This window comes from Streptomyces sp. NBC_01320 (assembly GCF_035974375.1).
GTDB classification, from domain to species: Bacteria; Actinomycetota; Actinomycetes; order Streptomycetales; family Streptomycetaceae; genus Streptomyces; species Streptomyces yanii.
On sequence record NZ_CP108390.1, the window covers coordinates 2,787,867 to 2,801,503 of the forward strand.

General features: G+C 69.1%; 11 protein-coding genes and 1 riboswitch. Of the genes, 1 reads left to right on the forward strand and 10 read right to left on the reverse strand.

Features of this window, described 5'->3' with window-relative positions:
- Positions 1-81 precede the first annotated feature (81 nt).
- Together OG395_RS13070 and OG395_RS13075 are read right to left on the reverse strand one after the other, a co-directional pair.
- A complete protein-coding gene (locus OG395_RS13070; protein ID WP_327243061.1) occupies positions 82-1,002 on the reverse strand; it encodes a M23 family metallopeptidase in 921 nt (306 codons plus the stop codon).
- Positions 1,003-1,005: 3 nt separating this feature from the next.
- A riboswitch (cyclic di-AMP (ydaO/yuaA leader) is annotated at positions 1,006-1,163 on the reverse strand.
- Positions 1,164-1,445: 282 nt separating this feature from the next.
- Complete coding sequence (locus tag OG395_RS13075) at positions 1,446-3,551, reverse strand: alpha-galactosidase (protein WP_327243062.1); 2,106 nt, start codon at positions 3,549-3,551, stop codon at positions 1,446-1,448.
- A 196-nt stretch (positions 3,552-3,747) separates the two neighbouring features.
- Between OG395_RS13075 and OG395_RS13080 the strand changes: the two genes are divergently transcribed.
- Positions 3,748-4,560: a tyrosine-protein phosphatase gene (locus tag OG395_RS13080; RefSeq protein WP_327243063.1), complete on the forward strand. Its 813-nt coding sequence runs from the start codon at positions 3,748-3,750 to the stop codon at positions 4,558-4,560.
- 14 nt (positions 4,561-4,574) lie between these two features.
- Here the strand turns inward: OG395_RS13080 and OG395_RS13085 are convergent, their stop codons facing one another.
- The 8 genes from OG395_RS13085 to shc all read right to left on the reverse strand — a co-directional run bounded on the left by OG395_RS13085 (position 4,575) and on the right by shc (position 13,631).
- Positions 4,575-4,748: a DUF6126 family protein gene (locus OG395_RS13085; protein ID WP_266978982.1), complete on the reverse strand. Its 174-nt coding sequence runs from the start codon at positions 4,746-4,748 to the stop codon at positions 4,575-4,577.
- Positions 4,749-4,781: 33 nt separating this feature from the next.
- Positions 4,782-5,390 carry an XRE family transcriptional regulator gene (locus OG395_RS13090; protein ID WP_327243064.1) on the reverse strand — a complete coding sequence of 203 codons (609 nt, stop codon included), beginning with the start codon at positions 5,388-5,390 and terminating at the stop codon, positions 4,782-4,784.
- A gap of 63 nt (positions 5,391-5,453) precedes the next feature.
- Complete coding sequence (locus OG395_RS13095; protein ID WP_327243065.1) at positions 5,454-6,851, reverse strand: aspartate aminotransferase family protein; 1,398 nt, start codon at positions 6,849-6,851, stop codon at positions 5,454-5,456.
- Positions 6,848-8,749 (reverse strand): 1-deoxy-D-xylulose-5-phosphate synthase, encoded by a 1,902-nt coding sequence (dxs, locus tag OG395_RS13100; protein ID WP_327243066.1) that lies wholly within the window; start codon positions 8,747-8,749, stop codon positions 6,848-6,850. The genes OG395_RS13095 and dxs overlap by 4 nt, the downstream gene beginning before the upstream one ends.
- Positions 8,750-8,775: 26 nt before the next feature.
- Entirely contained in the window at positions 8,776-9,942 is a 1,167-nt protein-coding gene (gene ispG, locus OG395_RS13105) for a flavodoxin-dependent (E)-4-hydroxy-3-methylbut-2-enyl-diphosphate synthase (protein ID WP_327243067.1), read from the reverse strand.
- Between the two features lie 4 nt (positions 9,943-9,946).
- Positions 9,947-10,966, reverse strand: coding sequence for an adenosyl-hopene transferase HpnH (hpnH, locus tag OG395_RS13110; RefSeq protein ID WP_327243068.1), 1,020 nt, complete (start codon positions 10,964-10,966; stop codon positions 9,947-9,949).
- A 5-nt stretch (positions 10,967-10,971) separates the two neighbouring features.
- Positions 10,972-11,631 (reverse strand): phosphorylase family protein, encoded by a 660-nt coding sequence (locus OG395_RS13115; RefSeq protein ID WP_327243069.1) that lies wholly within the window; start codon positions 11,629-11,631, stop codon positions 10,972-10,974.
- On the reverse strand, positions 11,631-13,631 hold the full coding sequence (gene shc, locus OG395_RS13120) for a squalene--hopene cyclase (protein ID WP_327243070.1): 2,001 nt from the start codon (positions 13,629-13,631) through the stop codon (positions 11,631-11,633). The genes OG395_RS13115 and shc overlap by 1 nt, the downstream gene beginning before the upstream one ends.
- Positions 13,632-13,637: the final 6 nt, after the last annotated feature.

Genomic DNA, 13,637 nt, shown 5'->3' on the forward strand with positions numbered 1-13,637 from the left:
GGGAATAAGTGAAGGGGCGGTGCGCCGCCGCGCACCGCCCCTTCACCGAACCGACCGGATCAGCCGTGGATCAGACGTAGATCAGACGTAGATCCCGTGCGAGGCCAGGTAGGCGATCGGGTCGATGTCCGACCCGTACGCCGGGCCGGTGCGGATCTCGAAGTGGAGGTGCGGGCCGGTGGCGTTGCCGGTCGCGCCGGAGAGACCGACCTGCTGACCCGCGGTCACGGTCTGGCCCGCCGAGACGGAGAGCGAGGACATGTGGCCGTACTGCGAGTAGTGGCCGTCGGCGTGCTTGATGACGACCTGGTTGCCGTACGCGCCACCCCAGCCGGCGGTGACGACGGTGCCGGAGGTGATCGCCTTCACACTGGTGCCGGTGGCGACCGGGAAGTCGATACCCGTGTGGCTGCCGCTGGACCAGTTGGCGCCCGAGGCACGGTAGGCGGTGGTGTGGTTGCCCGGGACCGGGTGCACGTAGCCGGAGTTGGTGCCCTGGTCGGCCGCGGCGGACGTCTTGGCGGACTCCGAAGCCTTGGGCTGGGACGCGGACTTGTCGGCCGAGGAGGTCGACGGAGCCTTCGACGGAGCGGGGGCGGACTGCGTGTCCGCGGTCGCGGCGGAGCCGGCCGGCTTGCCGCCGAGCGTCAGCTTCATGCCCGGGAAGATCAGGCTCGGGTTCTCGCCGACGACCTCGCGGTTGTCCTGGTACAGCTTCTGCCAGCCGCCCTTGACCTGCTGCTCGGCGGCGATCTTCGACAGGTAGTCACCGGCGACGACGGAGTACGTCCGGGTCTCGACCTGCTTCTTCACGACCGGCGCGGCCTCGACGGCGACGTGCGTGGCTGCCGACTGCGCGGTGGGCGCGGCCTGCTCCGCGGCGTGGGCACCGGTGGCGCCGAGCAGCGGAAGGGCGATGACGGCCCCACCGGCGCCGACGGCGGCGACGCCACGGGCGATCGTGCTGGACTTGGTACGGCGATGCTTACCCGATGTGGGCATGAAGAATTTCCTCTCCGGCGCCTACGAGGTGAGCTGTCGGGTTCGGGCTGGAGATGCCCGGTCGCAGTTCGCGACTTCACCCCGAGCCGGCCGGATCTCTCCGGCCGGCGGCTTACCTGGTTCCCCCGCTCCTGCCACACGTGAGTGGGTGCGAATTCCGGGCGGCGGCAGGATTAGGCGGTCCGTCCGGATTGAGGGTGACCGTAGGCGAGCGAGGACGGCGGAAACAAGCCATCGATTACTCAATGGAATCCGCGAAGGGAAATCGGCGCGGAATTCCGGTCACCCTCCGTGGATTATGGATCTTGGCTTTCCGCGCGACGTCCGGAATACCCGTCCGTGGCGCCACCACACACCGTCACGGATATGATCCCGCTCACGAGTAGGGCATCATCTCCCGCAGAAGTAGGCCATGTTCCACTAAATGCCGCGATACGGACATGTCATGGGCGTCCGCCACGTCGGAGCCTCAGCACCTTCGCGTCCAGATCGCCCCGCAGCCCGGTGTGCAGACCCTGATGCAGCAGCACGGCACCGTGGTGGACCGCCCCGGTGTCCAGGTCGGTGTAGGTCGCCGCAGGGTCGAGCCCGCGCAGCCGCAGGGCCGGCGGCCGCTCCCCGTACCGCTGCGCCTCCAGCCACATCAGCACCACGGCCTCGTCGCCGTGCACGTACTGCACGGCGCTGAGCCCACCGCGCGGGGCACGCAGCCGGTACAGCGCGCCGTGCTGCACCGCGGGACGGATCTCCTTGTAGAGATCCACCCAGCTCCGCGCCTCGGCCAGCTCCTCGTCACTCCACTCGGTGAGATCCCCGCCGACCCCGAGCACCCCGGCCATCGCGCTGACGAAGCGGAAGCGCAGCGAACTGGTCCTGCTGTTGAGCTGGACATTCGGACTGTCGGTGACCCAGGCGGCCATCACCCGCGCCGGATGGATCTGCCCGAAGCCCTCCTGGATGGCGAGCCGGTCGAGCGGGTCGGTGTTGTCGGAGGTCCACACCTGGTCGGTACGGGCGAGGATCCCCAGGTCGATCCGGCCGCCGCCGCCCGAGCAGGACTCGAAGGCGACACCGGGATGGGCGGCCCGCAGCCGGTCGATCAGCGCGTAGAGCGCGTGCACATGCGCGATCCAGAGCTTCTGCGGATAGTCCTCGCCCGGCCAGCCCGCATCGGTGAAACAGCGGTTGAAGTCCCATTTCACATAGTCGATCGGGGCGCTGGAGAGCAGCGTGTCGAGCTGCTCCCACAGATGGTTCTGCACATCGGTCCGGGCCAGATTGAGCACCAGCTGATGACGGAATTCGGTCCGGGTCCGCCCGGGGAAGTGCTGCACCCAGTCGGGGTGCGCGCGATACAGATCACTGTCGGCGTTCACCATCTCCGGCTCGACCCAAATGCCGAACTGCATGCCGAGTCCGTGCACTTCGTCGGCGAGCGGCTTCAGCCCGCCGGGGAATCGCTCGGGGTTGGGGGTCCAGTCGCCGAGTCCGGCCCGGTCGCTGGTGCGCTGCCCGAACCACGCGTCGTCCACGACGAACAGCTCGACGCCCATCGCGGCGGCGCGCTCGGCGAGGGCGCGCTGCTGGTCCTCCGCGATGTCGAAGCCGGTCGCCTCCCAGGAGTTGTAGAGCACCGGCCGCAGGCTCCCGGCGTCCGGGACGACATGGGCCAGTTGCCAGGCGTGCCAGGCCCGGCTCGCCCCGCCGAACCCTTCGGCGCTCCACAGACCGGCGAACACCGGTGTGGTGTACGTCTCCCCCGGTGCGAATCGCAGGAGCCCGGAGTCGTCGTATCCGGCGCCTCCGGTGATCTGCACGAGCCCGTCGGGGAGCTGCTGCACCGCGATCCGCCACGAGCCGGACCAGCCGAGCGCGCAGCCGTACACCTCGCCGTCCTCTTCGTTGGCGGCGCCGTCCGCGTCGAGCGCGACCCATGGCAGGAACTGGTGTCCGGTGTGGCCGCGCCTGCTGGAGAGGACCTTCTCGCCGTACGTCAGCTCCGACCGTACGAGCTGTGTCTCAGCCGCCCAGCGGCCGTGGAGCTGGCTCAGCCGCCAGCTGTCGCGGGCGGGCAGCGCCCAGGCCGCCGCGTCGGCGCGCAGCAGCTCCAGCGGCGGACCGTCGGGACCGGTGTGGGTGACGGTGGCCCAGCGCTCGATGACGTCGGAGTCCTCCCGCATGCGGTAGTGCAGGGTGAGCGCGAGCCACTGCACGGAGTCGGCGAACGCGATACGGAGTTCGTCGCCGTCCACGGCGGCCCCGGCGAACACCCATTCGGTGCCACGGACTTCGGGGGTGCGTACGGAGAGAGCGGGCCGGACGAAGCGGGGGCCGCCCTCGACCGGGTACTCCTCGCGGCCGTCCAGCTGCGACTCGAAACCCCGGAAGGGCGGCTCGGGCGCGGCGGCGAGTGCCTCGGCGGCCGCGAGGGAGATCCGTGGCCCCCAGTGCAGATGCAGCAGTCGGTCCCGGTCCGTGAGGTGCAGCGCGTAGCTGCCGCTCGCCCCGGTCAGCAGCCAGGTCCGACCGCGGTCGCCCGTCTCGATCATGTCATCCCCACATTCCCACAGTTCCGCACATCATCGACCGCCGACCGACGGCCGGGCAACGCCCGTGCGAGGGGAATTCCGTGGGGAGTTCAGCAGGAAACGGCCGAGATGATTGCCCGAGGAATCAATGTCGTATCGTCGCAGGAACTGACCTCGCCGGCGAGCCGCGCCGACGCCAGACACTCCAGGAGACACCGTGACGCAGCAGGTGCCGCAGGTCCCGTCGACGGAACCCGAGCTGGCAGGTGTGCGCAACTTCCGCGATGTGGGTGGCCTGCCCACCACCGACGGCCGCCGGGTGCGGTACGGACGGCTCTTCCGCAGCGGTCACCTCGCGCACGCGACCGACGAGGACGCCGCGTTCCTCGGCGGCCTCGGGCTGCACACGATCTTCGACTTCCGCAATGCGGCGGACCACAGGCTCGACGGCCTGGACGTGGACCTGCCGGGCGTACGCAATGTGAACATTCCGCTCTCCGACCCGGCCGACGGCGCCGAATTCTGGCAGATGGTCCGCGACGGCGACATCGAGCAGCTGCGCTCGATCCTTGCCGACGGCAAGGGAGCCGCGCGGATGACTGCCTCGTACAAGTCGATCATCAGGGACCGTACCGCCGAGCACAGCCGGGTGCTGCACGCCCTGGCCGAGGACAGCGTTCCCGCGCTGATGCACTGCGCGGCCGGCAAGGACCGTGCCGGTCTCTCGATCGCGGTTTCGCTGCTGGCGGTCGGCGTCGAGCGCGAGGCCATCGAGGCCGACTACCTGAAGTCCAACGATCCGCACCGCCGGTACAAGGTCCGGCGCACCGACACCTCGGCGACCGGGATGTCGCCCGAGGTGATGGAGCTGCTCAGCCCACTCTTCGACGCCCGCGCCGAGTACCTCGCCCAGGCCTTCAGCACCATCGAGGAGACCTGGGGCAGCACGGACCGCTATCTCGCCGAGGGCCTGAAGCTGACTCCGGAGATCCTGGAGCGGCTGCGCGGACGACTCCTCGACGAGGCGTAGCCGGACCGCGTAGGTCAGCCCTTTCCGGCGACCGCGAAGAGCAGGTAGAGGAAGGCCGCGAAGATGTGTCCCGCGATGAGATAGGCGAACAGCCTGATCACCACGCCGCGCGGAAACTTCCGCTCCTGCGCCTCGTAGTTCTTCCGGGACCTCGGGGTGAGCGGATCGAAGTGCTCTGAATCGGACATGACAGTCCTCTCTGGTGACCGGGCGGGCCGGTCTCAGCGACGGTGGATACCGCTGCCGAGGCACAGCTCGGCGGCGGGGCTCTGCAACAGGGTGTGGACGAAGAGCAGCTCGGATCCGTCTCGGTCCACGGCGGCGATCCGGTGCGGGGTGAGCGAGTCGAAGTGAGCACTGTCGCCCGGGTCGAGATCGTGCACGGTGTCGCCGAGGCTCACCCGCAGCCGCCCGGCAAGGACGTACAACCACTCCTCGCCGGGATGGACCCGCACGAGATCGCCCTGGGTCCCGTACGGGACCCGGACGCGCAGGGCCTGCATGGCCCGGCCGGACCCGCCGGCCTGCCGGTACATCCAGCCGTCGGCCTCGGCCCCCTCAAACCGCCCACCGCGGACGATCGCGTCACGTTCGGGGGCGATCTCGCCGAGCAGCTCGGAGACCGTCGTACCGTAGATCCTGGCAAGCCCGAGGAGCATGGGCAGCGACGGCTGCCTCCGGCCCGTTTCGAGCCGGGACAGATGGGCCGGGGAGAGCCCGGCGTGCTGGGCGGCGGCCTCCAGGGTCAGACCACGGCGGCGGCGCAGATCGCGCAGGCGTGGCGCGACCCCGGGCAGCTCGTCGGCCACCCCTCCATCGGGAGAGTTCATATACCCATTGGGCCAGGATCATGCCTCAGAGGCAAATGTTTTGCCTCTGAGGCAAACCCGCGCTCAGCGGCCGGCGACGGCCTGTTTGACCAGCGTTTTTCCGAAGTCCCACATCAGCCCCCCGCCGCTGTGTGCGTCATCCATCACCGCTGTGAACGCGGTCACGAACCGGTCCACCTCCGGCTCCCCGATGACCAGGGGCGGAATCAGCTTGATCACTTCCAGATGGTCGCCGGAGACCTGGGTGAGGATCCGGTGTTTCTGCAGGAGCGGCACGACGACCATCTGCGCGAAGAGACCCTTGCGGGCCGCCTGCAGCATGGTCCAGCGGCTGCGCAGCTTCAACGAGCTCGGCCGGCCGAACTCGATTCCGATCATCAGCCCGCGGCCACGGATCTCGTGCAGCAGTTCGTAGCGCCCGGTGAGCGCGGCGAGGCGCTCGCGCAGCAGATCACCGGTGCGGCGGGCGTTCGCGACGGTCGCCTCGTCTTCCATCACGGCCAGGACCGCGAGCCCCGCCGCCATCGCCTGGGCATTGGAGCCGAAGCTCGCCGAGTGGACCAGAACCCGGTCCATCGACGAATAGACGCGTCTGAAGATCCAGTCCTTCCCGAGGGTCGCCCCGACCGGCACATAGCCGCCGGAGAGCGCCTTGGCGACACAGACCAGGTCGGGTTCGACGCCTTCCTCGTGCTGGTACGCGTAGAAGTCGCCGGTCCTGCCGAGACCGGTCTGCACCTCGTCGGCGATGAGCAGCGCCTTGTGCCGTTGCAGCAGCTCCTGTGCGGCGCGCAGGTAGCCGGGCGGCGCCTCGTGGACGCCCTTCCCCTGGATCGGCTCGACGACGAGCGCCGCCACATCACCCCGTCTCAGTTCGCGCCGCAGTGCGTCGAGGTCGCCGAGCTCGACGGCGGTGTCGGGGAGCAGCGGTGCGAAGCCGTCCCGGAAGCCCGATTCCCCGTTGACCGAGAGCGAGCCGGCGGTCAGGCCGTGGAAGGCGTGGGTGCAGTAGAGAATGCGGGGTTTCCCGGTGGCGTACCGGGCGAACTTCAGCGCGGTCTCGACGGCTTCCGTACCGCTGTTGCCGAAGAAGACCCGATCCAGATGCGGACTGTGCGTGAGCAGCTTCTCGGCCAGCAGTCCGGGCAGCGGCTGGCAGTCGAAGCGGGTGAGGTCCGCGAGCGAGGCGTCCATGACGTCGTGGAGTGCCTTGCGGACGACCGGGTGGTGGCGGCCCAGACCCATCACCCCGAAGCCGGCGAGCATGTCGAGGTAGTCGTTGCCGTCCGCGTCCCAGAAGTGGGCGCCCTCGGCCCGCTCGTACACCCTGTCGAAGCCGATGGTGTGCAGCATCCGCGGGAGCTGGTGGTTGAGGTATTTCGCGTGCAGCTCGTATCGCTCGGCCCCGCGTTCCGCGAGGAGCTGCGCCAGATCGAAGCCCTTGGGCCCGTCGTCCTTCATTCCCCGCTCTCCTCAATCCCCCGGACCGCTTCCTTGGCGGCCAGCGCGCCACTGATCCGGCCGGCGATCTCGACCGGAGTGAGCCCGATGTCGGCCAGCACCTCCGCACGCTTGCCGTGCGCGAGGAACTGCTCGGGGATACCGAAGGTCCGCAGCGGCACGTCGACACCGGCGTCGCGCAACGCCTGCCCGACCGCCGAACCGACGCCTCCCGCCCGGCTGTTGTCCTCGACGACGGCGACCATCCGGTGGCGTGCGGCAAGCGGGGCGAGCTGCTCGTCGACCGGCTTCACCCAGCGCGGGTCGACGACCGTGCAACGGATGCCGCCGCCCGAGAGCAGGTCGGCGGCCTGCAGGCAGACGGAGGCGAGCACACCGACCGCCACGATGAGGACGTGGGGGTCGTCGGCGCGGTGCAGTACGTCCATGGAACCGACGCGGCCTGTCGCCGGTACCGACTCCCCCACCGATTCCTTGGGGAAACGCAGCACGGTCGGTGCGTCGTCGACGGCAACGGCCTCGCGCAGCTCCTCCCGGAGCCGTTCCGCGTCACGCGGGGCGGCGATCCGCAGCCCGGGCACGACCTGGAGCACGGACATGTCCCACATGCCGTTGTGCGAGGCGCCGTCGGGGCCGGTGACCCCGGCCCGGTCGAGGACGAACGTCACCCCGCACCGGTGCAGGGCGACGTCCATCAGCAGCTGGTCGAAGGCGCGGTTGAGGAAGGTGGCGTAGACGGCGACGACCGGGTGCAGCCCCCCGGTGGCGAGCCCCGCCGCGGAGACCGTCGCGTGCTGCTCGGCGATACCGACGTCCCAGACCCGCTCGGGGAACGCCTCGGCGAACTTCGTCAGCCCGACGGGGTGCAGCATCGCCGCGGTGATGGCGACGACATCCGGCCGCTCGGCGCCGATCGCGGCGATCTCGTCCCCGAACACCGAGGTCCACGACGGACTCACCATCGGCGCGAGCGGTGCGCAGGTCAGCGGGTCCATCGCGCCGACCGTGTGGAACCGGTCGGCCTCGTCGCCCAGTGCGGGCGCGTAGCCGCGGCCCTTCTCGGTGAGGCAGTGCACCAGCACCGGGCCGTGGAAGCGTTTCGCGCGGCTCAGTGCGGATTCGACGGCTGCGATGTCGTGCCCGTCTATCGGCCCGACGTACTTGAGCCCCAGGTCCTCGAACATGCCCTGCGGGGCGAAGGTGTCCTTGAACCCCTTCTTCGCGCCGTGCAGCGACCCGTACAGCGGCTGTCCGACGACCGGGGTGCGCTGCAGGACGTCCTTGCCCCACGTCAGGACACGCTCGTACCCGTCGGTGGTACGGAGGGTGGCCAGGTGGTCCGCGAGCCCGCCGATCGTCGGGGCGTACGAGCGCTCGTTGTCGTTCACCACGATGATGAGCGGCCGGTCCCGCGCCGCCGCGATGTTGTTGAGCGCTTCCCAGGCCATGCCGCCGGTGAGCGCCCCGTCCCCGATGACGGCGACGACGTGGTCGGGGCGACCGAGCACCTCGTTCGCCTTGGCCAGTCCGTCCGCCCAGCCGAGCACGGTCGAGGCGTGCGAGTTCTCGATGATGTCGTGCACGGACTCCTCGCGGGAGGGGTAGCCGGACAGGCCGCCCTTGCCGCGCAGCTTGGAGAAGTCCTGCCGCCCGGTGAGCAGTTTGTGCACGTAGCTCTGGTGCCCGGTGTCCCACAGAATGCGGTCCACCGGTGAGTCGAAGGCCCGGTGCAGGGCGATGGACAGCTCCACCACCCCGAGGTTGGGCCCCAGATGTCCGCCGGTCCTGGCCACCGCCTCGACCAGGAACTTCCTGATGTCCTCGGCGAGTTCGTCGAGTTCCGGTCCGCTCAGCGCCTTCAGGTCGTGCGGTCCCCGGATGGTCTCCAGAATGGTCACGCTCGGGCCCCCTCTCCGGTCCTGTCTCAGCTCACGGTGACGGCGGGGACACCTGACGGTGTCCCGGCGTCGTCCATGTCCTCGGCGATCTTCAGGGCTTCCTCGATGAGCGTCTCGACGATCTTCGACTCGGGAACCGTCTTGATGACCTCGCCCTTGACGAAGATCTGCCCCTTGCCGTTCCCGGACGCCACACCCAGATCCGCCTCACGGGCCTCACCCGGACCATTGACGACACAGCCCATCACGGCAACCCGCAACGGCACCTGCATGCCCTCAAGACCCGCCGACACCTGATCCGCCAGCTTGTACACATCCACCTGCGCCCGACCGCACGACGGACACGACACGATCTCCAGCCGCCGCTGCTTCAGATTCAACGACTCCAGAATCTGCAGCCCGACCTTGACCTCCTCGACCGGCGGCGCCGACAACGACACCCGGATCGTGTCCCCGATCCCCTCACTCAGCAACGCACCGAACGCCACGGCCGACTTGATCGTCCCCTGGAACGCCGGCCCCGCCTCCGTCACCCCCAAGTGCAACGGGTAATCACACCGAGCCGCCAACTGACGGTACGCATTGACCATCACCACCGGATCGTTGTGCTTCACCGAGATCTTGATGTCCCGGAAACCATGCTCCTCGAAGAGCGACGCCTCCCACAACGCCGACTCCACCAATGCCTCAGGAGTCGCCTTCCCGTACTTCTTCAGCAGCCGCGCATCCAGCGAACCCGCATTCACACCGATCCGGATCGGCGTCCCCGCATCACTCGCGGCCCGCGCGATCTCCTTGACCTTGTCGTCGAACTGCTTGATGTTCCCCGGATTCACCCGCACCGCCGCACAGCCCGCATCAATCGCCGCGAACACATACTTCGGCTGAAAGTGAATATCCGCAATCACCGGAATCTGCGACTTCCTGGCAATCGTCGCCAACGCATCCGCATCATCCTGCGTCGGACACGCCACCCGCACGATCTGACAGCCCGACGCCGTCAACTCCGCAATCTGCTGCAACGTCGCACCCACGTCCGACGTACGGGTCGTGGTCATCGACTGCACCGACACCGGCGCATCCCCACCGACCGCCACCGACCCGACCTGGATGCGCCGCGAGGGGCGGCGCATCGCGAGCGGCCGGGCCGGCAGCTCGGGGAGACCCAGTGCGACTGGTTCTCCAGAGGTCATGACGTCACCGGTTCCCGGAGACGGTTTCCCGCGCGGCGCGCAGGGATTCCTTCAGCGACCCCATCGTGGCGAGGACGGCGGTCGGCTCGTAGCCGCAGTGCGCCATGCAGTTGGCACAGCGCGGGTCCTTGCCGCGGCCGTACTTGTCCCAGTCGGTCTCCTCGATGAGTTCCCGGTACGTCGGGACGTACCCGTCGCTCATCAGATAGCACGGTCGCTGCCAGCCGAAGAGCGAGTAGTTGGGGATCGCCCAGGCCGTGCACGGGAAGTCCGCCTTGCCCTCCAGGAAATCCAGGAAGAGCGGCGAGTGGTTCAGCCGCCAGCGGGCCCGGTTGCCGCCCGCGAAGGACTTCTTGAAGAGCTCCCGGGTCTGCTCGACGCCGAGGAAGTGCTCCTGGTCGGGCGCCTTCTCGTACGCGTAGGCGGGCGAGATCATCATCTCGTCGACCTTCAGATCGTCATTGAGATAGTTGAGGACCTCGATGACGGTCTGCGGGGTGTCGGTGTTGAAGAAGGTGGAGTTCGTGGTGACCCGGAAGCCGCGCCGCTTGGCCTCCTTGATCGCCGCCACCGCCTCGTCGAACACGCCTTCCTTGGCGACCGATTCGTCGTGCCGCTCACGCAGGCCGTCGATGTGCACGGCGAAGGCGAAGTACGGCGAGGGGGTGAATTTCTCGATCTTCTTGCGGAGCAGCATCGCGTTGGTGCAGAGGAAGACGTACTTCCTCCGTGCTACCAGTTGCCGCACGATTTCGTCGATCTGCGGGTGCATCAGGGGTTCGCCCCCCGCGATGGACACCATCGGGGCGCCCGATTCCAGCACCGCGCCGACGGCCTGGGCCACCGGCATGCGCTGCTTCAGGACTCCGGCAGGATGCTGGATCTTTCCGCAGCCCTCGCACGCCAGGTTGCAGGCGAACAAAGGCTCCAGCTCGACAATCAGCGGGAACTTGTCCCGCTTGCGGAGCTTTTGTTCAATGAGGTACGTCGCAACCTTGATGGTCTGACGGAGCGGCATGGCCATCTAGCTCACCTCCTGGGGAGCAGCAAAGATCGGTGCCATTCATAGAAAGCCGGTAGGACGGCACGAAGAACACGGAAGGCTGATATTCCACCGCGTAGTGTGCCGATGCGGACGAGCTCGTGCTCCGGAGCGTCCACGACCACCCGTACAGCCGCAACCGGGCGCGGCCCGGTGCGCAGGGCGGTGCGAAGAGTGGCGGCGGACTCCATGTCCACCGCGATCGCCCCGGTGGCCCACAGTTCGGCCCGCTCATGTCCGCGTACGACATGGCCGGAACCGGTCAGCGGACCGATGTGGACGGTGCGGCCGGGCACCGCCCCGGCGAGTGCCTCGGCGAGCAGACCCACGCCGGTACAGGCCGTCGACTCCCCGGCTTCCCGGGTCTCGTCGGCGACCACCAGGTCCCCGGGGTGCATGCCGGGTGCGAGCCCGGCACAGAACCCGGAGGCAATGACCGCGGAGCCGGGCGTCCGGTCCGGGGCGAGCGCGCGTTCCACGGCCGTCTCGGCGGCTTTCGGACCCATGCCCGTACGGAGCACGGTCACCGGGCCCGGGGCGTCGCCGGCCCGTCCCCTGCCGCTGCGCAGGGCCAGTTGCTCGAGACCGAGCGCGCAGGCGATCAGCAGAGGCGTTGCGGGGCCGGGCGGCCCCGGGGTATCGCCCATCAGGCCCCCTCGCCAGTGGCCGTGCGGGCGGCGAACGGGTCACCGTACACGTACCGCCCGAGCGCGGTGAGAGGGAAGACCTGGCGGTAGAGGTGGTAGTTGATGGAGAAGTCCCAGGGGAACCCGGTGCCGGTGAAGTACGGCTCGTCCCAGGACCCGTCGGCCTGCTGATTCTCGGTCAGCCAGGCGATGCCGCGGGCCACCGTCGTGCTGTCCCGCCGGTCGGCGGCGAGAAGGGCGAGGAGGGCCCACGCGGTCTGGGAGGCGGTGGACGAGCCGTGCCCGATCCACTTCTCCTCCCGGTACGAGCGCAGGTCCTCGCCCCAGCCGCCGTCGTCGTTCTGGACGGACTCCAGCCAGCCGACCGCCCGGCGGATCGCCGGATGGGAGGCGGGCAGCCCGGCAGCGATCAGGGCGGGCACCACCGACCCTGTTCCGTAGACGTAGTTGACGCCCCAGCGGCCGAACCAGGCACCGCTCGCCTCCTGTTCGGCGAGCAGCCACTCGATGCCGCGCCGAGCGGCGGGGTGGTCGGACCGCCCCTCCATGGCGAGCATCTCCACCACGTGTCCGGTGACATCGGCGGACGGCGGGTCGATGACCTCTCCGAAGTCGCAGAACGGCAGTCGGTTGGGGAACGGGCTGGTGTTGTCTGCGTCGAATGCGCCCCAGGCGCCGTTGCGGGACTGCATGCCGAGGTTCCAACGCACCCCGCGTTCGATGGCGGCCTCGATACTGGCCGGGTTGGGGTGCCGGACCCGGCGCAGCGCGAGGACCACCTCGGCGGTGTCGTCGATGTCCGGGTAGTTGTCGTTGTGGAACTCGAACGCCCATCCGCCTGGGTCCAGTTGAGGTCGACGCACGGACCAGTCGCCAGGCCTGACGATCTCCTCGCCGAGCATCCAGTCCGCCGCTTTCACGAGCGCGGGATGGTCGGGCCTCACTCCGGCATCGGCGAGCGCGATGGTGGCGAGGCAGGTGTCCCAGACCGGTGACTGGCAGGCCTCGATCATGCGGGCGCCGTCCTCGCGCCAGACTGCGAACCGGTTCAGCGAATCCAGGCCGGCCCGCATCACGGGGTGGTCGAGGTCGTAGCCGAGGAGGTGCAGGGCGATGACGGAGTACACGGCGGGCGGCTGGATGCCGCCCCAGCAGCCGTCGTTCTCCTGGCGTTCGATGATCCAGCGGGCTGCCTCGTTCATGGCGATCCGGCGCAGCCGGCGCGGGGCCACCTTGTGGTAGACGTGCAACGCCTTGTCGAGGCGCTGGAAGACACCGTCCCAGCTGGCTGCCGGGGCGGGGCGCCTGGGCGGGTTCGGGACGAGCGGGTCGGTGTGCAGTTCGTCGAGGGCGAAGGGCGCGGGCCGTACCGGCCGCTTCGCCGAGACGACCGTCAGCGGCACAATGGTCTGCCGGGCCCAGCAACCGAAGTCGTAGATGTTGAGCGGGACCCACTTCGGGAAGAACATCAGCTCCGGTGGGAGCACCGGCAGGTCGTCCCATTTCCACCAGCCGAAGAGGGCCAGCCAGATGCGGGTGAAGACGCGGCTCTCCGCGATGCCGCCCTGTTCCCGGATCCATCCGGAGGCTCGGGCCATGTGCGGCTCGTCCGGCCGGTCTCCGGCCAGCCGCAGTGCGACGTAGGCCTCAATGGTGGCGGAGAGGTCGCCCGGGCCGCCGTAGAAGGTGGCCCAGGTGCCGTCGACGAGCTGCTCGCCGCGGATGAAGAGTCCGGCCGCCTCGACGGTGGCCGGGTCCTGAATGCCGAGGAACTGACGGAGCAGCAGGTCCTCGGCGTCCATCGTGACGTTGGTGGCGAGGTCGCCCTTCCACCAGCCCTGGGCGTCCTGCCTGCCGAGGAGATGCTCCACCGAGCGTTCCGCGGCCCGCCGCGCGGCGGCGAGCACATCGTCCGCGGCGATGGTTGATTCGGTCGTTTCGCTGGCCGAGGCTGCGCGGGGGTTCACAGCCCCGGTGCTTCCGTCGGTCGTCGCTGTCATGGCTTC

Bases quoted from the DNA above. Each gene is read 5' to 3' on its own strand.
- ispG (WP_327243067.1), bottom strand. From the start codon at position 9,942: ATGACCTCTGGAGAACCAGTCGCACTGGGTCTCCCCGAGCTGCCGGCC.
- OG395_RS13070 (WP_327243061.1), bottom strand. From the start codon at position 1,002: ATGCCCACATCGGGTAAGCATCGCCGTACCAAGTCCAGCACGATCGCC.
- OG395_RS13090 (WP_327243064.1), bottom strand. From the start codon at position 5,390: ATGAACTCTCCCGATGGAGGGGTGGCCGACGAGCTGCCCGGGGTCGCG.
- OG395_RS13085 (WP_266978982.1), bottom strand. From the start codon at position 4,748: ATGTCCGATTCAGAGCACTTCGATCCGCTCACCCCGAGGTCCCGGAAG.
- OG395_RS13115 (WP_327243069.1), bottom strand. From the start codon at position 11,631: ATGGGCGATACCCCGGGGCCGCCCGGCCCCGCAACGCCTCTGCTGATC.
- hpnH (WP_327243068.1), bottom strand. From the start codon at position 10,966: ATGGCCATGCCGCTCCGTCAGACCATCAAGGTTGCGACGTACCTCATT.
- shc (WP_327243070.1), bottom strand. From the start codon at position 13,631: ATGACAGCGACGACCGACGGAAGCACCGGGGCTGTGAACCCCCGCGCA.
- OG395_RS13075 (WP_327243062.1), bottom strand. From the start codon at position 3,551: ATGATCGAGACGGGCGACCGCGGTCGGACCTGGCTGCTGACCGGGGCG.
- OG395_RS13095 (WP_327243065.1), bottom strand. From the start codon at position 6,851: ATGAAGGACGACGGGCCCAAGGGCTTCGATCTGGCGCAGCTCCTCGCG.